This window comes from Bradyrhizobium sp. I1.14.4, assembly GCF_050435825.1.
Classification (GTDB): domain Bacteria; phylum Pseudomonadota; class Alphaproteobacteria; order Rhizobiales; family Xanthobacteraceae; genus Bradyrhizobium.
The window spans coordinates 314,687-337,059 of the sequence record NZ_JBNDLA010000007.1 but is presented as its reverse complement, the minus strand read 5'-3'; the positions used below and the strand labels follow the sequence as shown (position 1 = coordinate 337,059).

General features: G+C 64.8%; 20 protein-coding genes. 13 read left to right on the top strand and 7 right to left on the bottom strand.

What is annotated here, in order from left to right; genetic code table 11:
- The first annotated feature begins 119 nt into the window (after window positions 1-119).
- From ABIB78_RS17630 to ABIB78_RS17610, 5 genes are all read left to right on the top strand, one after another.
- Window positions 120-1,469: an amidase gene (locus tag ABIB78_RS17630; RefSeq protein ID WP_429026743.1), complete on the top strand. Its 1,350-nt coding sequence runs from the start codon at window positions 120-122 to the stop codon at window positions 1,467-1,469.
- Window positions 1,462-2,148, top strand: coding sequence for a DUF2848 domain-containing protein (locus ABIB78_RS17625; protein ID WP_429026742.1), 687 nt, complete (start codon window positions 1,462-1,464; stop codon window positions 2,146-2,148). The genes ABIB78_RS17630 and ABIB78_RS17625 overlap by 8 nt, the downstream gene beginning before the upstream one ends.
- A gap of 254 nt (window positions 2,149-2,402) precedes the next feature.
- Window positions 2,403-3,146 carry a 2OG-Fe(II) oxygenase gene (locus tag ABIB78_RS17620; protein WP_429026741.1) on the top strand — a complete coding sequence of 248 codons (744 nt, stop codon included), beginning with the start codon at window positions 2,403-2,405 and terminating at the stop codon, window positions 3,144-3,146.
- Window positions 3,147-3,158: 12 nt separating this feature from the next.
- Window positions 3,159-3,812 carry a DNA oxidative demethylase AlkB gene (alkB, locus tag ABIB78_RS17615; RefSeq protein ID WP_429026740.1) on the top strand — a complete coding sequence of 218 codons (654 nt, stop codon included), beginning with the start codon at window positions 3,159-3,161 and terminating at the stop codon, window positions 3,810-3,812.
- Window positions 3,813-3,838: 26 nt separating this feature from the next.
- The gene (locus ABIB78_RS17610; RefSeq protein WP_429026738.1) at window positions 3,839-5,053 is read left to right on the top strand and encodes an MFS transporter; all 1,215 of its coding nucleotides are present in this window, start codon (window positions 3,839-3,841) and stop codon (window positions 5,051-5,053) included.
- Here ABIB78_RS17610 and ABIB78_RS17605 read toward each other — a convergent pair.
- The 6 genes from ABIB78_RS17605 to hpaH all read right to left on the bottom strand — a co-directional run bounded on the left by ABIB78_RS17605 (window position 5,050) and on the right by hpaH (window position 11,611).
- Window positions 5,050-6,678, bottom strand: coding sequence for a thiamine pyrophosphate-dependent enzyme (locus tag ABIB78_RS17605; protein ID WP_429026736.1), 1,629 nt, complete (start codon window positions 6,676-6,678; stop codon window positions 5,050-5,052). The two genes, ABIB78_RS17610 and ABIB78_RS17605, sit on opposite strands and share 4 nt — an antisense overlap.
- A gap of 23 nt (window positions 6,679-6,701) precedes the next feature.
- On the bottom strand, window positions 6,702-7,574 hold the full coding sequence (locus tag ABIB78_RS17600; protein ID WP_429026735.1) for a fumarylacetoacetate hydrolase family protein: 873 nt from the start codon (window positions 7,572-7,574) through the stop codon (window positions 6,702-6,704).
- Window positions 7,575-7,740: 166 nt separating this feature from the next.
- Window positions 7,741-8,724 (bottom strand): 3,4-dihydroxyphenylacetate 2,3-dioxygenase, encoded by a 984-nt coding sequence (gene hpaD / locus ABIB78_RS17595; protein WP_429026733.1) that lies wholly within the window; start codon window positions 8,722-8,724, stop codon window positions 7,741-7,743.
- Window positions 8,725-8,847: 123 nt separating this feature from the next.
- Window positions 8,848-10,392, bottom strand: a complete 1,545-nt coding sequence (gene hpaE / locus ABIB78_RS17590; protein WP_429026731.1) for a 5-carboxymethyl-2-hydroxymuconate semialdehyde dehydrogenase — start codon at window positions 10,390-10,392, stop codon at window positions 8,848-8,850.
- Window positions 10,385-10,783 carry a 5-carboxymethyl-2-hydroxymuconate Delta-isomerase gene (locus ABIB78_RS17585; RefSeq protein ID WP_429026729.1) on the bottom strand — a complete coding sequence of 133 codons (399 nt, stop codon included), beginning with the start codon at window positions 10,781-10,783 and terminating at the stop codon, window positions 10,385-10,387. The genes hpaE and ABIB78_RS17585 overlap by 8 nt, the downstream gene beginning before the upstream one ends.
- A gap of 21 nt (window positions 10,784-10,804) precedes the next feature.
- On the bottom strand, window positions 10,805-11,611 hold the full coding sequence (gene hpaH, locus ABIB78_RS17580; RefSeq protein WP_429026727.1) for a 2-oxo-hept-4-ene-1,7-dioate hydratase: 807 nt from the start codon (window positions 11,609-11,611) through the stop codon (window positions 10,805-10,807).
- 111 nt (window positions 11,612-11,722) lie between these two features.
- On the opposite strand from hpaH, the gene hpaR reads away from it, so the two are divergent.
- Window positions 11,723-12,256 (top strand): homoprotocatechuate degradation operon regulator HpaR, encoded by a 534-nt coding sequence (gene hpaR, locus ABIB78_RS17575; RefSeq protein WP_429026725.1) that lies wholly within the window; start codon window positions 11,723-11,725, stop codon window positions 12,254-12,256.
- A 24-nt stretch (window positions 12,257-12,280) separates the two neighbouring features.
- Here hpaR and ABIB78_RS17570 read toward each other — a convergent pair whose 3' ends face one another.
- Entirely contained in the window at window positions 12,281-13,276 is a 996-nt protein-coding gene (locus ABIB78_RS17570; RefSeq protein WP_429026724.1) for a GntR family transcriptional regulator, read from the bottom strand.
- A 288-nt stretch (window positions 13,277-13,564) separates the two neighbouring features.
- Here ABIB78_RS17570 and ABIB78_RS17565 point away from each other — a divergent pair, with 288 nt between their 5' ends.
- The 7 genes from ABIB78_RS17565 to ABIB78_RS17535 all read left to right on the top strand — a co-directional run bounded on the left by ABIB78_RS17565 (window position 13,565) and on the right by ABIB78_RS17535 (window position 21,813).
- On the top strand, window positions 13,565-14,710 hold the full coding sequence (locus ABIB78_RS17565; protein ID WP_429026722.1) for an ABC transporter substrate-binding protein: 1,146 nt from the start codon (window positions 13,565-13,567) through the stop codon (window positions 14,708-14,710).
- A gap of 73 nt (window positions 14,711-14,783) precedes the next feature.
- Entirely contained in the window at window positions 14,784-15,659 is an 876-nt protein-coding gene (locus tag ABIB78_RS17560; protein WP_429026720.1) for a branched-chain amino acid ABC transporter permease, read from the top strand.
- A complete protein-coding gene (locus tag ABIB78_RS17555; RefSeq protein WP_429026718.1) occupies window positions 15,656-17,428 on the top strand; it encodes an ABC transporter permease subunit in 1,773 nt (590 codons plus the stop codon). Before ABIB78_RS17560 ends, ABIB78_RS17555 begins: the two co-directional genes overlap by 4 nt.
- Window positions 17,428-18,156: an ABC transporter ATP-binding protein gene (locus tag ABIB78_RS17550; protein ID WP_429026717.1), complete on the top strand. Its 729-nt coding sequence runs from the start codon at window positions 17,428-17,430 to the stop codon at window positions 18,154-18,156. The genes ABIB78_RS17555 and ABIB78_RS17550 overlap by 1 nt, the downstream gene beginning before the upstream one ends.
- Before the next feature lie 36 nt (window positions 18,157-18,192).
- Window positions 18,193-19,278, top strand: coding sequence for a malate/lactate/ureidoglycolate dehydrogenase (locus tag ABIB78_RS17545; RefSeq protein WP_429026714.1), 1,086 nt, complete (start codon window positions 18,193-18,195; stop codon window positions 19,276-19,278).
- 39 nt (window positions 19,279-19,317) lie between these two features.
- A complete protein-coding gene (locus tag ABIB78_RS17540; protein ID WP_353703721.1) occupies window positions 19,318-20,094 on the top strand; it encodes an HpcH/HpaI aldolase family protein in 777 nt (258 codons plus the stop codon).
- 195 nt (window positions 20,095-20,289) lie between these two features.
- A complete protein-coding gene (locus ABIB78_RS17535; protein WP_429026711.1) occupies window positions 20,290-21,813 on the top strand; it encodes a UxaA family hydrolase in 1,524 nt (507 codons plus the stop codon).
- Window positions 21,814-22,373 lie beyond the last annotated feature (560 nt).

Genomic DNA, 22,373 nt, shown 5'->3' with positions numbered 1-22,373 from the left:
AACAAGACGCTCTAGCGGGCCGGCGCACCGATCTGGAAATCGGCGCCGGTTCGCGCCACAATCAGCTGCAAGACCTTTTGAATTGCAAGCCGTGAAGTGCAAGCCTTAAAGTGAAAACCATGCCCAAAAATCCGACACTCGCCTCCCTTGCCGCCGACCTCGCCAGCGGTGCGACCTCTGCCCGCAAGCTCGTCGAGCAATGCATGGCCAGGATCGCCGATCCGTCAGGCGAGGGTCAGCGTACCTTCATTCATGTTGACCGAGATGCGGCGCTGGAAGCCGCCGACGCGATGGACCGGTTGCGCAAGGCCAATGCAACGCCGTCGCCGTTTGCCGGCATTCCGGTCTCGATCAAGGATCTGTTCGACATCAAGGGGCAGGTGACACGCGCAGGCTCCCGGGCGCTGGAGGATTCCGCGCCGGCGGACGCCGATGCGCCTGTCGTGGCGCGGCTCAAGCGCGCCGGCTTCATCGTGATTGGCCGCACCAACATGACCGAGTTCGCCTATTCCGGCATCGGCATCAATCCGCATTACGGCACCCCGAAGAGCGCCTGGAACCGGAGCGTTGGCCATGTGCCCGGTGGCTCGTCCTCCGGCGCGGCGGTCTCGATCGCCGACGGCATGGCATTCGGCGCGCTCGGCACCGACACCGGCGGCTCCTGCCGGATTCCGGCCGCCTTCAATGGTATCGTCGGCTACAAGCCGACCCAGCGCCGGATTCCGCTCGATGGCGGCGTGCCGCTGTCGTTCACCCTCGACAGCTACGGCCCGCTGGCCAATTCAGTCGCCTGCTGCGCCGCGCTCGATGCCGTGCTGGCCGATCAGCCGGTGACGCCGCTCACCCCGCGCCCGGTCAAGGGCATGCGGCTCGCGGTGCCGATGACTGTTGCGCTCGATGATCTCGATGATGCCGTCGCAAAAACCTTCGAGCGCGCGCTCGTTTCGTTGTCGCGCGCCGGCGCGCTGATCGAGCACATCGAGGTGCCCGAACTGCTCGATGTCGGTGTCATGAACGCCAAGGGCGGCTTTGCTGCCGCCGAAAGCTATGCCTGGCATCGCTTCCTGCTCGCCAGTAAGGGCGACATCTACGATCCCCGCGTCGCCGTGCGGATCCAGCGCGGCGAGGGTTTTCTTGCCGCCGACTACATCGATCTGCTCAACGCGCGCCGCTCCTTCATCGCCCGCACCGAGGCGCGGATCGCGCCCTATGATGCGATGGTGCTGCCGACCACGGCGAACCTGCCGCCCGTCATTGCCGACCTCGCCGACGACAAGGCGTTCGCCGTCGAGAACCTGCGTGTGCTCCGCAATCCTTCGCTGATCAATGTGCTCGATGGCTGCGCCATCTCGTTGCCTGCGCATAGCAAGGGCGAGGCCCCGGTCGGCCTGATGCTCGCAGCCGCAGGCGGTTCGGATCGCCGCATTTTCGAGCTTGCGGCCGGAATGGAGACCGTCATCCGTGTTTGATCTCACCTTCAATGTCGACGACAAGGGCGTCGCGACGCCGCTCACGCTCGAAATCAAACAGGCCGTGATCGCCGGCTGGACCGGCCGCGATCCCGTGGCGCGCGACAAGCATATCGCCGAGCTCGAAGCGCTCGGCATCGCGCGGCCCGCGACCACGCCGATCTATTACCGCTGCTCGGCGCGCCGGCTCACCTTCGCCGACGCCATCGAGGTCTGCGGCGAGGACTCCAGCGGCGAGGTTGAGTTCGTGCTGATCGGCTGGCAGGGCCGCATCTTCGTCGGCTGCGGCTCGGATCATACCGACCGCAAGGTCGAGAGCTACAGCGTTACCGTGTCGAAGCAGATGTGCGACAAGCCGATGGCGGCCGAACTCTGGGAGCTCGAGGACGTCATCGGTCACTGGGACCAGCTGGTGCTGCGCTCCTGGGCCGTGATCGGCGGCCGGCGCGTGCTCTACCAGGAGGGCACGCTCGATCACATGCTGCCGGTGAAAGACCTGATCGCCCGCGGCTTCGACAAGGGCGCGCTGCCCGACGGCTGCGCCATGTTCGGCGGCACCTTCGCGGCCAAGGGCGGCATCCGCCCGGCCAGCCGTTTCGAGTTCGAGCTGGAAGACCCGGTGCTGAAGCGAAAGATCAGCCACGGCTATGACGTGGTGACGCTGCCGGTGCGGGGCTAGATTCTTTCCGCGTGTCGTCCAGTCGAGAGTCGACCGGCACTTTCTCCACGCGTCGTCCCTGCGAAAGCAGGGACCCACAACCACGGGATATTGTGGTTGGCACACTGTGGCCCCAGCTTTCTCAAACAAATGACGATGGTGGCTATGGGTCCCTGCTTTCGCAGGGACGACACTGTGATTGTGCCCGCGTTCTCGGCATATTTCGACCGGAAATCGGGTGGCGCGAGCCGCGATCATGAGCCAGATTCAACTCCATGACAGCAACAGCCAAAACCATCACCCGCCCCACCACCGACATCCCGGCCCGCATCGACGCACTCGACTGGGACCAGATCACATCTGACCTCGACGGCCAGGGCTGTGCCGTCCTCAACGGTCTGCTGACGTCTGGGGAATGCGATGGTATCGCCGCGCTCTATCCCGACGACAGCCGGTTCCGCAGCAGGGTCGTGATGGGGCGCCACGGCTTTGGCCGCGGCGAGTACAAGTATTTCTCCTATCCGCTGCCGGAGCTGATCGCCGAGCTGCGGCCGGCGCTATATGCGCGGCTGACCGCCACGGCCAATCGCTGGAACGAGACGATGGGGATCGAGATCAGCTATCCGGCGTCGCACGCGGCGTTCCTGAAGCGTTGCCATGACGCCGGGCAGACACGGCCGACGCCGCTGCTGCTGCAATATGGCGAGGGCGACTACAATTGCCTGCACCAGGATCTCTATGGCGAGCACGTGTTCCCGATCCAGGTCGCGATCCTGCTGTCCGAGCCGGGGCGCGATTTCACCGGCGGCGAATTCGTGCTGACCGAGCAGCGGCCGCGGATGCAGTCGCGGCCCGAGGTGGTGCCGCTGACCAAGGGCGATGCGGTGGCGTTTGCCGTGCACCACCGTCCGGTGCAAGGGATGCGCGGGCCCTACCGTGTCAATCTGCGCCACGGCGTCAGCCGTATCAGGTCGGGCCATCGCCACACCGTTGGTGTGATCTTCCACGACGCAAAGTGAGTGCGCAAAAGCGTGGCTGCTGATCTGTTCGAGACCATTGGCGATGCGTGGCCGTCGCGCGAGGCGATCGCGGAGGGCGCGGTGCTGCTGCGCGGTTTTGCGCGGCCGTTCGAAGCCGAGCTGCTTCCGGCGCTGCGCGCAATCGTCAAGCAGGCGCCGTTTCGGCATCTGATCACGCCGGGCGGGCATCGGATGTCGGTCGCGATGACCAATTGCGGCAGCGTTGGCTGGGTCTCCGATCCCGGCGGCTATCGTTACGACCCGATCGATCCCGACACGCGGCAGCCCTGGCCGGCGATGCCGGAGGTGTTGCGCAGGCTCGCCGCCGATGCCGCTGATGAGGCCGGCTTCAACGGCTTCGCGCCGGAGGCCTGCCTGATCAATCGCTATGTCCCCGGTGCAAAACTGTCGCTGCATCAGGACAAGGATGAGCTCGACTACGGCGCGCCGATCGTCTCGATCTCGCTCGGGCTGCCGGCGATCTTCCTGTTCGGCGGGCTGAAGCGCAGCGACACGCCGCGCCGCTACCGGCTCGAACATGGCGATGTTGCGGTGTGGGGCGGACCGTCACGGTTATTTTATCACGGCGTCGCGGCGCTCGCCGATGGCGAGCACAGCGTGTTCGGCCGCCAGCGCATCAATTTGACCTTCCGCAAGGTGCGCTGAAGCGCCGAGTAGTCTAGACTTGGCGGATGACCACCAAGGCCGACCGCGCCGTCAACCGCACCGGCATCTATCTCGCCGTGCTGCAGCTCGTGTTCACGCTGGGCTGGACCACCTACCTGATCTATCTGCCGAAGCTGTGCGCCGATGTCGGCATCGCGCCGGCGACCGTCATCCTGATCCTGATGATGGACCAGGGCATCTTCACCATCACCGACACTGCGATGGGCATGGCCGCCGACCGGATTTCGAGCCTGGTCGGCCGTCTCGGCGTGTTTGTCGGCATCCTTGCCGCGATCTCCTGCGCCGCTTTCATCGCGCTGCCTTACGTCGCCGGCACCGGGCCGGGCGCAAAGGTCTGGCTGATCGTCTTGATCGTGATCTGGGCCGTCACCTCGTCTGCGTTGCGCGCGCCGCCATTGACGCTGCTCGGCAAGTATCGCGCGCAACCGTCGGTCCCGTTCCTCGCCGCGCTGGCGATGCTGGGCTATGGCCTCGCCGGTGCCGTGTCGCCCTACCTCGGGGTCGTGCTGCGCAACCAGGATGCGCGATTGCCGTTCGTGCTGTCGGGCGCCGTGCTGCTGCTGACCGCGCTGGCGTTTTCAGGAATCGAGCGCCGCATCGCCGCGGAGGCGCAGCCGGCGAGCGTCGCGCCTCCGGCAAAACGGCTCGGGGCGGTGCCGATGTTCCTGATCGCGTCGATGGTGCTACTCTCGCTCGGTTATCAACTGCACTTCAACATCAACAGCGTCCCGTTCTACCTGCGCTTCGCCAGGCCGGACAATCTGCAATGGCTGATGCCGGTGTTCTGGATCGGCTTCAACATCGCGATGTTTCCGGCGAGCGTTGTCGTCAAGCATCGTGGCGGTCTGATCGTGATGGGTGCGGCGGGGCTGCTCGGTGCATTCGCCATCGTCGCCGCGGAGATCGCCGGAAGCCTCAACGTCCTGATCGTGGCGCAGTTCATGGCGGGCGCTGCCTGGGGCTGCATGCTGATGAGCGCGGTGTCCGCGGCACTTGCGATCGGGGAGACCGGCGCGGAAGGCAAGGTCACCGGCCTCGTATTCTCGGCGCTGGCGCTTGCGACCTTTGCGCGGATGGCGGCGGTCGCGGGCGGCCTGCAGAAGATACCGGACTATGCACCGCTGGTGCACTGGGCGCCGGTCGCCTGCTGGTCGGTCGCCGGCGCCGGCCTGCTCGTGATCGCCGCGTCGCGGCTGCAGCGCGGCTTGAAAAACGCCTAATTGTTCCTTGCCGGATGGATGAACGCCCAGGGGCTGACCTCCGAATCCGTCGGCACTTCCACCGAGATCACGTAGGGCCCGCCGTCGGCCAGCGCCTTCTCAAGCATGGGGCGGAAGTGATCCGGCGAGGTGACGCGCGCGGCGCCGGCGCCGAACGACTCAGCAAGCTTGACGAAGTCGGGATTGACCAGATCGGAGGCGACGACGCGGCCGTCGAAACGCTCGCGCTGGTCGCGGCGGACATTGCCATAGGCGTTGTTGTTGAAGACCAGCGTCACCACGCCGATCTTGAACTGCACGGCGGTGGCGAGCTCCTGCACGCCGAACATGAAGCCGCCGTCGCCGGTGATCGCGACCACCGGCTTGTTCGGATTGGCGACCTTGGCGCCGAGCGCGGTCGGAAAGCCCGAGCCGAGCGTGCCCTGATAGCCCGAGGTGACGAAGGTGCGCGGCTCGTAGATCGGAAAACCGTACCAGGACGCGAACCCGACCTGCGATAGCTCATCGGTGACGATGGCGTTCGCCGGCAGCACCTCGCGCAGGATCTTCAGATAGGCCATCTGCGGCTGGATGCGCTGGATCTCATGCTCGGTGGCAGCGGTTGCCTCGCGGATCGCGGCGCGGCGGCCCGTGGTCTTGCTGTAGTCGGCCTTGCGGACCGCGGCGGCGAGGTCGGCGGTCGCAGCCTTGGCGTCCGCGATCACGGCGGCATCGGCTGGCCAGCGCCGCAGCTCGACCGGATCGATGTCGATGCGCACGCATTTCAGACCGGCCGGCTGATAGGGCCAGCGCGACATGGTCGGCAGCTCCATGCGGGTGCCGATACCGATCATCAGGTCGGTCTTCGGCCAGAGCTTGTAGGCGGAAGCCATGGTGAGCCCGAGCTCGTGCGCGTTGGAGACGATGCCGCGTCCGCTGCGGAATGCGACCACCGGCGCGTCGATCATCTCGGCCAGCTCGAGGATCTCCTCGCGGGCCTCGATGGCACCGCTGCCGACGAAGATCATCGGCGCCTTGCTGCCGGCGACCAGATCGGCGGCCGCCTTGATGCGGTCAGGATCGGGCTGTGGCGCCGGCAATGGATCGAACGGCTTGACGGGCGCGACCTGGGTGCGCTGGGTGAAGACGTCCCACGGCATCTCGAGCGAAGCCGGGCCGCGTCGGCCCGACAGCATTTCCTGGAACGCGCGCGACACCATCGCGGGCGCGTTGTCCGGGTATTCGATCCGGTCCGCCCATTTCACGAAGCTGCGCAGCGTCGCGAGCTGGTCCGGCATCTCATGCAGATGGCCGCGGCCCTTGCCCAAAAATTGCGTCGGCACCTGGCCGGTCAGGCACAGCACCGGCTCGTTGCAACCGAAGGCCGTGAGCAGCGCCGCCGAGGCATTGAGCACGCCGGGGCCGGGCACCACGCTGAACACGCCGGGCTTGCCAGAGGAGCGGGCATAGCCGAACGCCATGTAGCCGCAGGCCTGCTCATGCCGGGCGCCGATCACCTTGAGCTGCGCCTGGTGGAATGCGTCGAACAGGCCGTAGATCTGTGCGCCGGGCAGGCCGAACACGGTGTCGACGCCGTGGGCGACGAGGCCGTTGACGATCGCTTCGCCGCCGGATGTTGAGGTCATGGCACTGTCCACTTGCTTGCGGGTTAGCTGGCTTCGTCGACGACGCTGTTGCGCAGGATGCCGACGCCTTCGGCCTCGACCTCGACGACATCGCCGGGCTTCAGATAGCGCGGCGGATCGAACCGCGCACCTGCGCCGGTCGGGGTGCCCGTGACGATGATGTCGCCGGGAACCAGCGTCGTGAAGGTCGAGATGTAGTTGATGAGGTAGCGGAAGCCGAAGATCAAGCGCGAGGTGCGGTCATCCTGCCTGACTTCGCCGTTGACACGCGTGGTCAGGCGGATATCGGCGATCTGCGCCTCGCTGGTGTAGGGCACGATCCAGGGGCCGAGGCTGCCGGTGGAATCGAAATTCTTCCCCTGGGTGACGTTGAACTTGGCGTGGCGCACCCAGTCGCGGATGGTGCCTTCATTGCAGAGCGTGATTGCGGCGATGTGATCGAGCGCGGCGCTCTCCGGGATGTGCCGGCCGGCCTTGCCGATCACGAGCACCAGCTCGCCCTCATAGTCGAGCTGCGGCGAGATGCGGGGGCGCACCACCGGCGTGTTGTGGCCGACGAAGGAGCGCTGCACCCGCAGGAACATGCTGGGATATTTCGGCGCGTCCGAGCCGTCCTTGTACTCGGCATTGCGGTCCGGATAGTTGACGCCGATGCAGATGATCTTTTCCGGCGCCGGGATCGGCGGCTGCCAGGCGACCGTGTCCAGCGCATGGTCGGGCGCGCGCTCGGCAGCCTCTTCCACGAGCCTGGTCAGCGCGCCGGCGGCGATCGCCTCGCGCAGGGTCGGATAGTCCTTGGCGAAGCGTGACGAGAGATCGACGATGCCGGCGTCGGTGACGGCGCCATACTTCGTGGCGCCGTTGACGGAATAGGTGGCGAGGCGAGGGGCTGACATTAGCAATCCAATTCTTGATGTCGTCCCGGCCAAGCGAAGCGCGAACCGGGACCCATAACCACAGGCTTCTCATTATGGCACGCTGGGCGACGATCTTGGCGGCAACGCGGTCCTGTGGTTATGGGTCCCTCCGTTCGCAGGGACGACGTGTGGAGGGAGGCGTGCACTAGTCTGCAACCAGCACGTCGGCGACGAAGCGCGGCTCGCGCACCGCCTGGCGCGCGAAGGTCGAACCTTCCTCGAACCAGGAGCGCGGCGCCGGTGCGCCCCACAGTGTCTGGCGGCGCGGATCGCGCAGCGACCAGCGCAGTGGCTCATGGTCGTGATCGCCGGTGAAATAGTCGCTGGTGTAGAGTTCGATGCGATGGCCGTCGGGATCACGGATGTAGAGGAAGAAGGCGTTGGAGATGCCATGCCGGCCCGGGCCGCGTTCGATGTTCTTGACGAAGCCGGAGGAAGCCATCACGTCGCAGAGATGCACAATGTTCATCGCGGTCGGCACCCAATAGGCGATGTGGTGCAGGCGCGGGCCACGGCCGTTGGTGATGGCGAAGTCGTGGACATTGCCCTTGCGGTGCATCCAGGCGGCGGCGATGCGGCCGTTGTCGCCGTCCTCCTCGGCATATTCGGTGAGGCGGAAACCAAGCCGCGCGTAGAAGTCGACCGTGTCCTGCACCTCGGCGGCGAACACGTTGAAATGGTCGAGCCGCTGCGGATGGCAGCCCTTGTAGAGATCGTAACGCCGCAGCAGATGCGGGCGCTTCTCCATCGTAGCGTAGAGCTCGATCTGGAAACCGAACGGATCGGTGAATTGCAGCGTGCGGCCCTGGAACGGCTGGTCGACGAAAGCGTAGGCGACGCCGTTCTCGGAGAAGAAGGCGGCCGCCTTGTCGAGGTCGCCGTCATTGCCGACCTTGAAGCCGAGCCGGTTGCAGGCGGCCTTCGCTGCCTTGCGCAGCACCACCGAGTGATGCTGGTGCTCCTCGCTGGCGTGCAGATACACCGATTTGTCGTCGCGGTCCTCGATATGGAGGCCGACCGTCTTCTCGTAGAAGGTGGCGCTCTTCTCCAAATCCGTGACGTCGAGCACGGCATGGCTGCAGCGGATGATGTTGAACGGCGGATCGAAAACGTGCGTCGGAACGGGCATAGATGTTTCCCTCAATTTCTTCTGTCATTCCGGGATGGTCCGAAGAACCAGACCCGGAGCTCGAGGTTCCACAATGCGCAATTGCGCATTGGGGTTCGCTTCGCGCCCCGGAACGACGGCTGGTTAAATTCCCAGTTTCTGAATCTTGTGCGTCCCGCGCGCGAGCGAGACGTGCTTGGTTTCCATGTAGAAGTCGAACGAGTAGTCGCCACCGTCGCGGCCGATGCCGGACGACTTCATGCCGCCGAACGGGGTCGGCAGATGGCGGACGTTTTCCGAGTTGAGCCAGATCATGCCGGCTTCGAGCGCATCCGCGACGCGCAGTGCGCGGCCCATGTCGCCGGTCCAGACATAGCCGGTCAGGCCATACTGCACGCCATTGGCGATCTCGATTGCGTCAGCCTCGTCGCGGAACGGGATCACGGTCAGGAATGGGCCGAACACCTCTTCCTGCGCGACGCGCATATTCGGGTTCGCGCCGGTGACCAGTGTCGGCTGCACATAGTGACCGCCGCCGGGGCCGTCATGCGGCTTGCCGCCGACCGCGATCGTGGCGCCGTCCTTCTTTGCGATGTCGAAATAGCTGCAGACCTTGGCCAGGTGCCGCTCATGGATCAGCGGCCCGATCTCGGTCGCGGGATCGAGGGGATGGCCGACCCTGAGCGCCTTCACGCGCGCGGTCAGCTTCTCGATGAATTTGTCGGCAACGGTCTCTTGAACCAGGAGCCGGCTCGACGACGTGCAGCGCTCGCCATTGAGCGAGTAGATCATGAACACGACGGCGTCGAGCGCACGGTCGAGATCGGCATCGCCGAACACAATCACCGGGTTCTTGCCGCCGAGTTCGAAATGCACGCGCTTCAAGGTCGGCGCGCCCTGCGCCATGATCGCCGAGCCCGTCGTGCTCTCGCCGACGAAGCCGATCGCCTTGATGGCGGGATGTTCGGTCAGCGCCTTGCCGGCCTCCTCGCCGAAACCATGCACCGTGCTCAGCACGCCATCGGGAAGGCCGGCCTGCTTTGCCAGCTTGACCAGGAGATCAGCCGTCACCGGCGACCATTCGGCCGGCTTGTGCACCACCGTGCAGCCGGCCGCGAGCGCCGGCGCGATCTTCCAGGTCGAGAGCATGAACGGCGTGTTCCACGGCGTGATTACGCCGACCGGGCCGATCGGCACCCGGGTCGAGATGTTCCAATGCTCGTCCGAGGGCGTGTTGAGGCCGTCGCGGGCTTCACTGCATTTGTCGGCGAAGAAGCGGAAATTCTCCGCGGCACGGATCGCGGCCTTGGCCATGAAGCGATGTGCCTGGCCGGTGTCGATGCATTCGAGCACGGCGATGTCAGCGGCGCGCGCCTCGATCGCATCGGCCACGCGATGCAGCAACTTGCGGCGCTGCGCCGCCGGCATGTCGCGCCAGATTTTGAAGGCCTTTGACGCAGCGGTTGCCGCGCGGTCGATATCGTCGGCATTACCACGTGCGACCGTCGCCAGCACCGAGCCGTCGATCGGCGATTTCGTCTCAAAAGTCTGGCCGGGGACCGCCGGCACGACCTTGCCGTCGATCACATGGCCGATGCCTTCGTCTTTCAACTTCGCCAGAAGACCGCCGGCGCGATCGCGGTTGGCCTGGAATATTTCGGCTGTGGATTTCGGGGTGGCTTTATCCATTGACCGTCTCCACCTTCAGTGCGTCGTGGATGTTGTTGCGTTTCCAGCTCGTTTCCTTGTCGTTGATCTGCATGTCGAACGACAGTGCGAACTTGATCTTGGCGAATACCGGATCGAGATGGGCCGACAGCGCCTTGAAGATGTGCTCGCCGGCCTTCTTGCGGGTGGCGAGGTCGCGGCCTTCGCCAAGGCGCAGCACCATGTCGAGGAAGCCGTGGGTCTTGCGGCCGTCGGCAATCGCGTAGTGCTCGCATCTGATGGCGCGGACGCGGATGCCGCCGAGCGGGAAGATGCCGGTCTCGACCGCGGCCTTGCGGACCAGTTCGACCGTCGCATCCATGTCGACGAGACCGTCGAGATTGGCCGAGTATTCAAGCGTGAAGTGCGGCATGCAGCTCTCCTGCTGAGTGCGTCAGGCGAAGTGGCAGCTCACGGAACCGTAAGGTCCGTAGTCCGCCTGGATGGTGTCGCCCTTGCGGGTCTCGATCGGGCGGATGAAGGAGCCTGCCAGCACGATTTGTCCGGCCTCAAGCGCCAGCCCGTTCGGCGCGATCTTGTTGGCGAGCCACGCCACCGCGGTCGCCGGATGATTCAACACGCCGGCGGCCAGACCGGTTTCCTCGAGCTGGCCGTTGCGGAAGCAGAGCGCCCCGATCCAGCGCAGATCGGCCTCCAGCGGACGGATCGGCCGGCCGCCGAGCACGATGCCGGCATTGGCGGCGTTGTCGGCGACGGTGTCGAAGATCTTGCGCGTCGCCTTGGTTTCGGGGTCGACGCGCTCGACCCTTGTATCCAGGATCTCCAGCGCGGGCACCACGAAATCGGTGGCATTGAGCACGTCGAACAGTGTGCAGTTCGGCCCCGCCAGGCGATGCTTCATCACGAAGGCGAGCTCGGCCTCGACGCGGGTTGCGATGAAGCGGTCGGTCGGCACCAGGCCGCCATCGGCAAAGAACATGTCGTCGAGCAGGACGCCGGAATCCGGCTCGTCGATATTGAGTGCGCTCTGCATCGCCTTCGAGGTCAGGCCGATCTTGTGGCCCTTGACGACGCGCCCCTGCGCCACCTTCATCTCGACCCAGGCCTTCTGAATCGCATAGGCGTCTTCGAGGGTGATGCGGGGGTATTCCAGCGAGAGCTGGCGAATTTGCTTGCGGGTCTTTTCCGCATTGTCGAGCCGTTCGGCGGCAGCGCGGATATCGTCCTTGGACAGGGCCATGCGTGATACACAAAAGTGGATGCCGGGGAGATGATTAACATGTTAAGTGAATTCCCGCAAACTGAATCAGGGCATGCTGCAACGCAAAAGTTCGTTGCGGTGGATTGAGCAATGGCGCGCAAGAAATTGGACGAGATTCGGTCGGGGCAGGGCGACGATCCGTCGTCGCGGCGCACCCCGATGCGCGAATTCTCGCGCTCGCTGCCGATGTCGCTGCTCCGTGCTCGCGAGGCGGTGATGCGGCAATTCCGCCCGTCGCTGCGCAATCACGGGCTGACCGAGCAGCAGTGGCGGATCCTGCGGGCGCTCACCGCGGTCGACGAGATCGAGGTCACCGAGCTCGCCCATGTGGCATTCCTGCTCGGCCCCAGCCTGTCGCGAATCCTGCGTGACCTCGAGGCCCGCCAGTTGATCGAGCGCAAGGCGGCGGAAAACGACGCGCGGCGCGCGGTGGTTTCGATCTCGGCCAAGGGGTTGAAGCTGATCGAGGCGGTGGCGCCGACGTCGGAGGCGATCTACGCCGAGATCACACGACGATATGGCGCGCGCAAGCTTGCCGAGTTGCACGAAATGCTGGGCGCGCTGGAGGCAAGCCTCGCCGGAATGGGCTCGGCCGATGACGCCGAAGTCGAGGCTGACGAGTAGCCGCAATGATGCGCGGGATCGCGGTCAAGCCATGTAAGGCACGCGCGAGATCACGTTGATGGCGCGGAATTCGGCAATCCAGCCCGCGACCTTGGAGTGCGACCACTCGATATGGCGGCGCAAGGTCGCGGCCGCCGCATCGCCGTCGCGCGCGCGCAAGGCTTCAATGATCACCAGATGCTCGTCCATGAAGGAATCGATCTGTGGCGCGGTCAGGGCGACCTGAATGTGTTTGCCGATCACGAAAGCGCAGTGAGTGCGCTTGAGCGCTTCGATCATCTCGCGATTGACGCCGTAACCCAGGCACTGGATATGGAGATCGCCCTCGATCTCGTCGAGTTCGGCAACGCCGATGCGGTCGCGGCATTGGATCCCCTCGCGCAGCCGCTCCGCCATCCGGTCCAGCAGCGCCGCCGGAATCCTCGCGGCGGCGGATTTCAGCAGCAGCGGCTCCAGCGTTGCGCGCACCTCGAAGATGTCGCGGACGCGATCCTCGTCCAGTGGCACCACGTACCAATGGGCCTTGGCGCCTTTCTCCAGGATTCCGATCGCTTGCGCGCGTAGCAGCAAATTGCGCGCAACCGTGCGCCCGACCCGAAAATGCCGCGCTAGCGCCAGCTCGCTGACGCGGAAGCGTCCGAACAGCGACCGGTAGATGATCTCGCGTTCGAGCTTGTAATAAAGCGCGTCCCAGGTGTCGCTGCGCACCGCCTCGACGGGGCCGTCGGTCAGCCCAAACATCTCCGGTGTGATCGGGACTCGCCGAGCTTCGACCTTGCGCTTGCCGGCGATGACGCCGCGGCCGTCGAACCGGCGCACCAGGCCGATCTGCTCCAGCTGCTCGAAGGCCTGCCGCACCGGGGAGCGGCTGGAGCCGAACAAGGTCGCAATTGCCGATTCGGAGAGAACCGTTCCGGGTGGAACGTCGCCGGTCCGGATGTGCTTTGCCAATGCGCTCTTGATCAACGCATAGGCCGGTTGTTTCCGTCTGGTCTGCGATTTCGTTCTTGGAATCGACATCGATGGCTGCCCGCTGGCCACACTATCACGTGATCGCGTCAAGTCGCTCCTAGCAGGCATTTACGCACCGCTGCCAGCGAACTTTTGACTATTGCGTGCAATGTGCAATCATGTTTAGCTACGTCAAACGCCAGATTGATGGTCGCCGTTGCACGTCGGGTGCGCTGCAGCGGCGCTCACGTTTGTTCGTCGCGCCGTTTGATGGCTGCGGATAGGGCAACGGATCGACGCGTCAGCTCGTCTCAACGCAGCCGACAGGCAAGTTCGGCGCACTACAGGGAGGATTGAATGAAACTGACGAGGCGTGAGTTTTCCGCCGGCGTGGCGGCAGGTCTCGCTGCTCCCGCGCTGATGCGCAGCGCTTGGGCGCAGGGAGCGACGATCAAGATCGGCATGTGCGTGCCCGTTACCGGACCGGCAGCGGAGCAGGGGTTGTGGGCCCAGAACGGCGCCAAGCTGGCGCTGGCCGCGGTCAACAAGGCCGGCGGCGTGCTCGGCAAGCAAGTCGAGCTCGTCATCGAGGACGACCAGACCACCAATCCTGGCATTGTGCTGGCCTTCTCCAAGCTCGCCGCGCAATCCGACATTGTGGCCTTCCTCGGCTCGATCCGTTCGACCCAGGTGCAGGCGATGGCGCCCGACGTGATCAAGGTCGGCAAGCCGGTGATGATCGGCGGCACCAATCCCGATCTCACCCATTCCGGCAACCCCTGGCTATTCCGCTTCCGTCCGAACGACAGTTACTCGGGGCGCGTGATCGCCGACTTCGGCGTCAACACGCTGGGCAAGAAGAAATGGGCGATCGTCCATTCCACCGATGCCTTCGGCACCGCCGGCGGCAAGGCGCTCTCCGAAGCCCTGACCAAGCTCGGCGCGCCGCCGGTGCTTGACCAGGGCTACGCCAACCAGAGCCAGGACTTCACCCCCGTCGTGCTCGCCGTGAAGCAGTCCGGCGCCGACGTGCTCGGTACCTACTTCACCTTCGAGAACGACCTCGGCATCTTTGCCCGGCAGTTGCGTCAGCTCGGCGTCAACATCCCCTGGGTCGGCTCGCCCTCGGTGGTCGCGGTGTCCTCGACCAAGCTCGCCGGTCCCGCGCTCTATGGCACCTATGGCGTTGCTGACTATGCCGAAGACTCCAGCGAAGCCTCGAAGACGTTCGGCAAGGCCTATCGCGATGCCTACAAGACCGCGCCCGACAACCAGAGCGCCTGGCCTTACGACGCGATCACCATCCTGTCGGCAGCGATCAACAAGGCCGGTTCGACCGATCCGAACAAGATCCGCGACGCCATCCTGGCGACGCAGAAATTCGCCGGTGCCGAAGGCGAGTATAATTTCGACAAGAACGGCGACGGTCTGCACGGCTACAATGTTGTGAAGAACGACAAAGGCAAGATCGTCTACGACAAGCATATCGACTTCAACGATTGATCGCGGACCGGCCTCGCCGCCGAACCCGTCGAGGCCGGTCTCCTGCGTACACTGTTCTGATCGAGCGCCTGTCATGGATCTGGTCCTACAACTTCTGTTCACCGGCATCGGCATCGGTGCGGTCTACGCGCTGGTCGCGCTCGGTTTCGTGCTGATCTTCCGCGCCACCAATGTGGTGAACTTCGCGCAAGGCGAGTTCTCGATGGTCGCCGCCTATCTGATGGTGGTGTTCTCGGTCGATCTCGGCTGGCCCTACTGGCTGTCGTTCCTGCTCGCGCTCGCCGGCATGGCGCTGTTCGGCGTCATCTTCAATCTCGGCGTCTACTATCCGCTGCGCCACCGCAGCTATCTGCCTGTGATCATCGCCACCATCGGCGCCTCGATCCTGCTGTCGAACTCGGTGCTCGCGATCTACGGTCCGCAGCCGCAGGTGCTGCAAGGCTGGTTCGATACGCCCGGCATCCAGCTCGGCCCGGTCTATCTCGACAGCCAGTATCTGCTGATCATCGGCGTCACGATCCTGCTGGTGCTGTTCAATTTCTGGTTCTTCGAGAAGACGCTGCTCGGCAAGAAGCTGCAGGCGACCTCGCAGGACAAGGAAATGGCCTCGCTGCTCGGCATTTCCGTATCCACCATGATCATGATCACCTTCATCTATTCGGCCGTGCTCGGCGGTCTCGCCGGCATCCTGGTGGCGCCCGTGCTGTTCGTCTCGATTCAGATGGGCTCGACCATTGCGCTGAAGGCGTTTGCCGCGACCATCATCGGCGGCTTCGGCGACGTCGCCGGCGCCATCGTCGGCGGCCTGGCGCTCGGCGTGATCGAAACGTTCGGCGCCGCCTACATCTCGGTGCCGTACAAGGACGGCTTTGCCTTCCTGGTGCTGATCGCCTTCCTGGTGTTCCGGCCGCAGGGCATCTTCGGCGAACGTGTCGCGGAGAAAGCATGAGCGCAAGCGACAACACGATTCCGGCGCCGGCCGTGCGCTCGAAACCGCTGATCATCCGTCATCTGCCGTATTTCCTCGGCGCCGCGGTGCTGGTGGCGCTCGCCGCCGGCATGCGGTTCGACGGTTACATCCTCAACATCCTGCTCCAGGCCACGACCTTCTCGATCGCGGTGTTCGGGCTTTCGGTCGTGCTCGGCCTGTGCGGCCAGATCAACCTGGCGCAGGCGGCCTTCTTCGGCTTCGGCGCCTACGCGGTTGGCCTCGGCACCGCCGACCTGCATTTGAACTTCTGGCTCTGTCTGGTCGGCGGTTGCGCATTCGCGCTCGTCGCCGGCGCGTTCCTCGGCATGTCGACGTTGCGGCTCGGCGGCCACTACCTTGCCATGGTGACGATCTCGTTCCAGCAGATCGTGACGCTGGTGATGATCAACGCCATCGGGCTGACCCACGGACCTGACGGTGTCGCCAACATTCGCCGGCCCGAGCTGTTCCAGACCTCGCAGGGCTATCTCGCCTTCTGCGTCGCGATGCTCGCGATCGTCGGCTATCTGGTCTGGCATTTGCCTGACACCAAGATTGGCCGCGCCATGCGCGCGGTGCGCGACAACGAGCTCGCGGCCGGCGTCAACGGCATCGATGTGTTCCGCACCAAGATCTACGCCTTCGGGCTCTGCGCGTTGCTCGGCGGACTGGCCGGAGGCCTGTTCGCCGGCGGCTTCGCCTATGTCAGCCCGGACCAGTTCTCGTTTGCGGAATCGATCGTGTTCTTGACCATGTCGCTGCTCGGCGGCGTGGCCTCGCCGATCGGCTCGGCGATCGGCACGGGTCTCCTGATCCTGATCCCGGAATGGCTGCGCTTCCTGAAGAGCGTGCCGGGTCTCTACCTCGCCATCTACGGCCTGTCGGTGATCCTGATCATCCGCTTCATGCCGGACGGAATCTGGGGCTTCGTGTCGGACGCGTTCACGCGCCTGCGCGCGCATACCAAGGCGCCGCCTGTTGCCGGAGCGCTCCAGCTCAAGCCCGCGACGACCGGCGGCGACATCGTGCTCGAAGTAACCGGGCTTTCGAAGCATTTCGGCGGCCTCAAGGCGGTCGATGGCGTCGACATCGCGGTGAAGCGCGGCGGCGTGCATGCGCTGATCGGTCCCAACGGCTCCGGCAAGACCACGACGCTGAACGTGCTATCCGGCCTCTACAAGGCAACATCAGGCAAGATCGTGCTCGACGGCACCGACATCACCAACATGGCGCCGCATCACCGCACTGCTGCAGGTCTCGGCCGCACCTTCCAGAACATCCGCCTGTTCCGCTCGATGACGGCGCTGGAGAATGTCGAGATCGGCGCCGAGCGTCCCGGCAACACCATGATCGGGAAGGGCGAGGATGCGCTGACCGAGCGCGCGATGGAGGCGCTAACCTTCGTCGGCCTCGGCAACCGCGCCAACGAGCTGATCTCGAGCTTCTCCTACGGCCACCAGCGCCTGATCGAGATCGCGCGGGCGCTGGCATCGAACCCGACGTTGCTGCTGCTCGACGAACCGGCCGCCGGCCTCAACTCGACCGAGAAGCTGGAGCTGCACGAGCTGCTCAAGCGCATCGCGGCGCAAGGCCTCACCATCCTGATCATCGATCACGACATGACGCTGGTCTCGGAAGCCGCCCAGCACATCACCGTGCTGAACTTCGGACGCCGCATCGCGGACGGCGAGTCCATGGCGGTGCTGCGTCATCCCGACGTCGTCTCCGCCTATCTCGGGAGCGAATGATGCCGCTGCTCGAAATCCGCAATCTCGTGGTCCGCTACGGTGAGATCGAGGCGCTGCGCGGCGTCACCATCGCCGTGGAACAAGGGCAGGTGGTCACGCTGCTCGGCGCCAATGGCGCCGGCAAATCGACCACGCTGCGCGCGATAAGCGGCCTCGCCAAGCCCGTTTCCGGCGATATCCTGTTCGACGGGGACTCGATCGCCGGCCTCGGGCCGGAAGCGATCGTCAGGCTCGGCATCTCACACGTGCCGGAAGGCCGCCGCGTGTTTCCGGGCCTCACCGTGAAAGAGAACATCATGCTCGGCGCGTCGAACCGGAAGGTGTCGGCGTCGCAGATCTCGCGCGAGGCCGATGCGATGTTCGACCTGTTCCCCGACATCCGCGCCTTCTCCAATGCACTCGGCTGGACGCTGTCCGGCGGTCAGCTGCAAATGGTCGCGGTCGCGCGCGGCCTGATGGCCAAGCCGCGGCTGCTGCTGCTCGACGAGCCGTCGCTCGGGCTGGCGCCTGTGATCGTGCAGGCGGTGTTCCGCATCATTTCGCAGATCAGGAGGGACACCACGGTCTTGCTCGTCGAGCAAAATGCGCGCATGGGACTTTCGGTCGCCGATCACGGCTTCGTCCTCGAAACCGGGCGGATCGTGCTGGGCGGCAAGCCCGACGAATTGTGGGGCAACGAAGCCATCGCCGCGGCCTATCTCGGCGGCCACGCCAAATCCCACGCCTGACAACGTTCCGTGCCTTCTCGAGCGAGCTAGTTTTTCATGGTCACCATCAAGGTCGATAATCTCATCAGCTTCGTGTCCGAAGTGTTTTCCCATTCGGAGTCCTCTCCGGAAGAGGCGAAGCGCATCGCGACCTACCTGACGACCGCGAACCTCACCGGGCATGACAGCCACGGCGTGATCCGCGTGCCGGTCTATGTCAGGTGGAAGAAGATGGGCTCGATCGTGCCGAACCAGACCCCTGAGGTCGTGGTCGACACGCCGTCGCTCGCGGTGGTCGACGGCAGGTTCGGCTATGGCCAGACCGTTACGCCGATTGCAGTAAGGCTCGGCATCGAGAAGTGCAAGAAGGCCGGGCTCGCCGCGGTCGCGCTGCGCAACTCCGGCCATCTCGGTCGCGTCGGCGACTGGGCCGAGATGGCCGCCGCCGAAGGCCTCGTCTCGATTCATTTCGTGACCGCGGCGGGCTCGCTGCTGGTCGCGCCTTATGGCGGCGTCGAGAAGCGGCTGTCGACGGCGCCGTACTGCGTCGGCATTCCGCGTCAGGGTCAGGACCCGATCGTGCTCGATTTTGCCACTTCCGTTGTCGCCGAGGGCAAGTGCCTGGTGGCGAGCCGCGGTGGCAAGAAGCTGCCATCAGGCGCGCTCGTCGATGCCGACGGCACGCTGAGCGAGGATCCGCACGTGCTGTATGGCCCGTACACGCCGGACGGGCCGCGTGATCATACCAAGGGAACTGGCGCGATCCGCGCCTTCGGCGATCACAAGGGCTCGGGTCTCGCATTCATCTGCGAGTTGCTCGGCGGCGCACTGACCGGCACCGGCGCGACATCGTCGGACCGGCGCTTCGCCAACGGCATGATGGCGTTCTACATCGATCCCAAGGTGATCGACACCAGCAATTTCTTCGACGGCGAAATCACCCGCTACACCGATTTCATCCGCGCCACCAGGCCGGTCGCGGGCACGGATTCCGTGCTGGTTCCAGGCGATCCGGAGCGGAAAACCCGCACTGAGCGCACCAGGAATGGCATCCCCTTGCCTGACGACACCTGGGCGGCGATAGTGAATACCGCGCGCGAAGTCGGCGTCAGCGAAGTTTCTATCCAGCGGGCGACCAGCTGAGGCTCGTCCCCCAATAAACCGCAAAGGGAAACGCGATCAATGGCAAACAAGGTCAAGCAAGTCTGGGCATCAGGCAAGGCGGTGGTGAACGCGTGGCTCGCGATCCCCTCCGGGTTCTCGGCCGAAGTGATCGCGCAATGCGGCTTCGACAGCGTCACCGTCGACATGCAGCACGGCGTGCAGGACTATCTCTCGATGGTGCAATGCTTCCAGTCGATGCATGCCCATCCGGTCACCCCGATGGTCCGCGTGCCCTGGAATGAGCCCGGCATCATCGGCAAGGTGCTGGATGGCGGTGCTTACGGCGTGATCTGCCCGATGGTCAACACGCCGCAGGAAGCCAAGAACCTCGTCTCCTACGCCAAGTATCCGCCGAAGGGCGTGCGGTCCAACGGCCCGATCCGCGCCGGCATGTATGGTTCGGCCGGCACCTATCAGCAGACCGCCAACGACGAGATCGTGCTGCTGCCGATGATGGAGACCAAGACCGCGGTCGAGAACATGGAAGCCATCCTCGATGTCGAAGGCATCGACGGCGTCTATATCGGCCCGTCCGATCTCGGCTTCTCCTACGGCCTGGTGCCGAAGCTCGATCGCGATGAGCCGGAGATCCTCAAGATCTACGAGAAGATCATCAAGGAGTGCGGCAAGCGCGGCCTCAACCCAGGCATCCACTGCTCCGGCGCCGAAGGCGCGGTGCGCGCGATCAACATGGGCTTCAAGCTCGTGACGCTGTCGAACGAAGTCGGCCTGATGCAGGTCTATGCCAAGATGCAGGTCAATCAGACCCGCGAGAAGTCCGGCGGCAAGGCGTAAGCTCGGTCCGCAATGTTAGCTCTGCTCCCTCGCCCCGCTCTTGCGGGGAGAGGGTTGGGGTGAGGGGCTTCTATCCGGCGGGCACTGTCGTTGTGATTGATATTGTGCCTCGCCCCTCACCCGGATCGCTGACGCGATCCGACCTCTCCCCGCAAAAGGGCGGGGAGAGGTGAAGAACTCCAAAGGAGAACCCCCATGGCCTCGGCACAAGTGATCCGCCTGCACGCCGACGACAGCGTCCTGATCGCGCGCGCGAGCCTGCCGCCGGGGTTGGAGGTGACCGAGGGCGTCACCACGGTCGATCGGATTCCCGCGGGCCACAAGGTTGCCATCAAGCCGATCGCAGAGGGAGAGCCGATCCGGCGCTACGGCCAGATCATCGGCTTTGCGACCCAGCCGATTACGCCCGGCCAGCATGTGCACACCCAGAATTGCGGCATGGGCGATTTCGCCAAGGACTACGCCTATGGCGTCGACGTCAAGGCGGTGCCGAACTTCGATCTGCCGGCGACCTTCGAGGGCATCCGCCGCGCTGACGGCCGTGTCGCGACCCGCAACTATATCGGCATTCTCACCTCGGTGAATTGCAGCGCTCACGTCGCCGGCATCGTCGCCGACATGTTCAAGAAGAACCCGTTCACCGGCGACAACCCGCTCGCCGACTTCCCCAACGTCGACGGCGTCGTCGCGCTGACCCACAAGACCGGCTGCGGCATGACCCAGGACGAGCCCTTAGCGCTGCTTCGCCGCACGCTCGGCGGCTACGCGCGGCACGTCAATTTCTCCAACGTCATCGTGCTCGGCCTCGGCTGCGAGGTGAATCAGATCGGCGGCCTGATGCAGGAACAGAAGCTTGCCGGCCGCCTGCGCGCGATGGACATTCAGGAGGTCGGCGGCACGCGCAAGACCGTGGAAGCCGGCGTTGCCTTCGTGAAGGAGGCGCTTGCCGACGCCAACAAGGTCAAGCGCGAGGCGGTGCCGGCGAGCGAGTTGACCGTGGCGCTGCAATGCGGCGGCTCCGATGGTTACTCAGGCGTGTCGGCCAATCCGGCGCTCGGCGCCGCGAGTGATCTGCTGGTGCGTCACGGCGGCACGGTGATCCTCTCGGAGACGCCCGAGACCTACGGCGCCGAGCATCTGTTGACGCGCCGCGCCGTCAGCCGCGAGGTCGGCGAGAAGCTGGTCGGCCTGATGCGCTGGTGGGAGGAATATACCCAGCGCGAAGGCGCCGAGATGAACGCCAATCCGAGCCCCGGCAACAAGGCCGGCGGCCTCACCACCATCCTGGAGAAGTCGCTGGGCGCAATGGCAAAGGCCGGCAGCACCAATCTCGTCGACGTTCTGCATTACGCCGAGCCCGTCACCAAGAAGGGTTTTGTGTTCATGGACACGCCCGGCTACGACCCGGTTGCCGCCACAGGGCAGGTTGCCGGCGGTGCCAACCTCGTCTGCTTCACCACCGGGCGCGGCAGCGTGTTCGGCTGCAAGCCCGCGCCGTCGATCAAGCTCGCCACCAACACGCCGATGTACAAGCGGATGGAAGACGACATGGACGTCAATTGCGGCACCATCCTCGACGGCGAGGAGAGCGTGCAGGAATGCGGCCAGCGCATCTTTGACCTCATCCTCAAGACCGCGTCGGGCCAGCCGACCAAGAGCGAGAGCTTTGATTTCGGCGGCGCCGAGTTCGCGCCATGGGTCCTGGGGGCGACGATGTAGGTTTCGGTGGCGGGGCCCACACGACGGGCTATCACTTGCGATAGTTTCGTCCCTAGCGCTTCTCGCAACGACGCGACGCCAAGGAGGGCGGAATCCGTGGCGAAAACGACCTACTGTTGGCGCTGCAAAATCGACGTGCCCATGCTCGACGAGTCGGAATGGGAGCAAGTTTTGCCTGATCTCCAAGCTGGCATCGAGGAAATGCAGAGCATCCGTCAGACTCGTGGAATTGGCCTCCATGAGGCGAAGAAGTGGGTCTATGGAGAGGGCGCCTTACGACGCTATTTCGAAATTACGGGCTTCCGAGAAACGAATGCTAACGCGATTTGGCACCACCGGCTGAGCTTGTTCGGACCGCCGTGTTCCTCGTGCGGCAAGCTATTGCGAACGCCACGCGCGAAATTCTGTGCTGCATGCGGGACTCAAGTCGAGGAACGACCGGATTGAGCGACGGCGCGTCGTTGGTAGCCCATGTCCTCGGCGAGGAAGGCCCTGACCGCTCCTCGCGTAGGCAACCGCTGCCCGTTGTTAGTGCTTGATCCACACCGGAACCAGTGTTC

Bases quoted from the DNA above. Each gene is read 5' to 3' on its own strand.
- ABIB78_RS17550 (WP_429026717.1), top strand. From the start codon at position 17,428: ATGCCGCTGCTCGAAATCCGCAATCTCGTGGTCCGCTACGGTGAGATC.
- ABIB78_RS17610 (WP_429026738.1), top strand. From the start codon at position 3,839: ATGACCACCAAGGCCGACCGCGCCGTCAACCGCACCGGCATCTATCTC.
- ABIB78_RS17620 (WP_429026741.1), top strand. From the start codon at position 2,403: ATGACAGCAACAGCCAAAACCATCACCCGCCCCACCACCGACATCCCG.
- ABIB78_RS17540 (WP_353703721.1), top strand. From the start codon at position 19,318: ATGGCAAACAAGGTCAAGCAAGTCTGGGCATCAGGCAAGGCGGTGGTG.
- ABIB78_RS17535 (WP_429026711.1), top strand. From the start codon at position 20,290: ATGGCCTCGGCACAAGTGATCCGCCTGCACGCCGACGACAGCGTCCTG.
- ABIB78_RS17570 (WP_429026724.1), bottom strand. From the start codon at position 13,276: ATGTCGATTCCAAGAACGAAATCGCAGACCAGACGGAAACAACCGGCC.
- ABIB78_RS17585 (WP_429026729.1), bottom strand. From the start codon at position 10,783: ATGCCGCACTTCACGCTTGAATACTCGGCCAATCTCGACGGTCTCGTC.
- ABIB78_RS17600 (WP_429026735.1), bottom strand. From the start codon at position 7,574: ATGTCAGCCCCTCGCCTCGCCACCTATTCCGTCAACGGCGCCACGAAG.
- ABIB78_RS17630 (WP_429026743.1), top strand. From the start codon at position 120: ATGCCCAAAAATCCGACACTCGCCTCCCTTGCCGCCGACCTCGCCAGC.
- ABIB78_RS17605 (WP_429026736.1), bottom strand. From the start codon at position 6,678: ATGACCTCAACATCCGGCGGCGAAGCGATCGTCAACGGCCTCGTCGCC.
- ABIB78_RS17545 (WP_429026714.1), top strand. From the start codon at position 18,193: ATGGTCACCATCAAGGTCGATAATCTCATCAGCTTCGTGTCCGAAGTG.
- ABIB78_RS17560 (WP_429026720.1), top strand. From the start codon at position 14,784: ATGGATCTGGTCCTACAACTTCTGTTCACCGGCATCGGCATCGGTGCG.
- ABIB78_RS17565 (WP_429026722.1), top strand. From the start codon at position 13,565: ATGAAACTGACGAGGCGTGAGTTTTCCGCCGGCGTGGCGGCAGGTCTC.
- hpaR (WP_429026725.1), top strand. From the start codon at position 11,723: ATGGCGCGCAAGAAATTGGACGAGATTCGGTCGGGGCAGGGCGACGAT.
- hpaE (WP_429026731.1), bottom strand. From the start codon at position 10,392: ATGGATAAAGCCACCCCGAAATCCACAGCCGAAATATTCCAGGCCAAC.
- hpaD (WP_429026733.1), bottom strand. From the start codon at position 8,724: ATGCCCGTTCCGACGCACGTTTTCGATCCGCCGTTCAACATCATCCGC.
- hpaH (WP_429026727.1), bottom strand. From the start codon at position 11,611: ATGGCCCTGTCCAAGGACGATATCCGCGCTGCCGCCGAACGGCTCGAC.
- ABIB78_RS17555 (WP_429026718.1), top strand. From the start codon at position 15,656: ATGAGCGCAAGCGACAACACGATTCCGGCGCCGGCCGTGCGCTCGAAA.